This window comes from Klebsiella sp. 2019SCSN059 (assembly GCF_021739525.1).
GTDB lineage: Bacteria > Pseudomonadota > Gammaproteobacteria > Enterobacterales > Enterobacteriaceae > Klebsiella > Klebsiella quasipneumoniae.
Window position 1 is genome coordinate 1 of the sequence record NZ_JAKKOM010000119.1, and the last position, 1,076, is coordinate 1,076.

1 protein-coding gene is annotated in these 1,076 nt (G+C 46.7%); it reads right to left on the reverse strand.

Annotated features, from left to right (window positions below; all coding sequences use genetic code 11):
* Positions 1–23: 23 nt before the first annotated feature.
* Positions 24–884 carry a broad-spectrum class A beta-lactamase TEM-1 gene (locus L2I46_RS29170; protein WP_000027057.1) on the reverse strand — a complete coding sequence of 287 codons (861 nt, stop codon included), beginning with the start codon at positions 882–884 and terminating at the stop codon, positions 24–26.
* Positions 885–1,076 lie beyond the last annotated feature (192 nt).

The following is a 1,076-nucleotide window of genomic DNA, read 5'->3' on the forward strand; positions in this document are numbered from 1 at the left end:
TATGAGTAAACTTGGTCTGACAGTTACCAATGCTTAATCAGTGAGGCACCTATCTCAGCGATCTGTCTATTTCGTTCATCCATAGTTGCCTGACTCCCCGTCGTGTAGATAACTACGATACGGGAGGGCTTACCATCTGGCCCCAGTGCTGCAATGATACCGCGAGACCCACGCTCACCGGCTCCAGATTTATCAGCAATAAACCAGCCAGCCGGAAGGGCCGAGCGCAGAAGTGGTCCTGCAACTTTATCCGCCTCCATCCAGTCTATTAATTGTTGCCGGGAAGCTAGAGTAAGTAGTTCGCCAGTTAATAGTTTGCGCAACGTTGTTGCCATTGCTGCAGGCATCGTGGTGTCACGCTCGTCGTTTGGTATGGCTTCATTCAGCTCCGGTTCCCAACGATCAAGGCGAGTTACATGATCCCCCATGTTGTGCAAAAAAGCGGTTAGCTCCTTCGGTCCTCCGATCGTTGTCAGAAGTAAGTTGGCAGCAGTGTTATCACTCATGGTTATGGCAGCACTGCATAATTCTCTTACTGTCATGCCATCCGTAAGATGCTTTTCTGTGACTGGTGAGTACTCAACCAAGTCATTCTGAGAATAGTGTATGCGGCGACCGAGTTGCTCTTGCCCGGCGTCAACACGGGATAATACCGCACCACATAGCAGAACTTTAAAAGTGCTCATCATTGGAAAACGTTCTTCGGGGCGAAAACTCTCAAGGATCTTACCGCTGTTGAGATCCAGTTCGATGTAACCCACTCGTGCACCCAACTGATCTTCAGCATCTTTTACTTTCACCAGCGTTTCTGGGTGAGCAAAAACAGGAAGGCAAAATGCCGCAAAAAAGGGAATAAGGGCGACACGAAAATGTTGAATACTCATACTCTTCCTTTTTCAATATTATTGAAGCATTTACCAGGGTTATTGTCTCATGAGCGGATACATATTTGAATGTATTTAGAAAAATAAACAAATAGGGGTTCCGCGCACATTTCCCCGAAAAGTGCCACCTGACGTCTAAGAAACCATTATTATCATGACATTAACCTATAAAAATAGGCGTATCACGAGGCC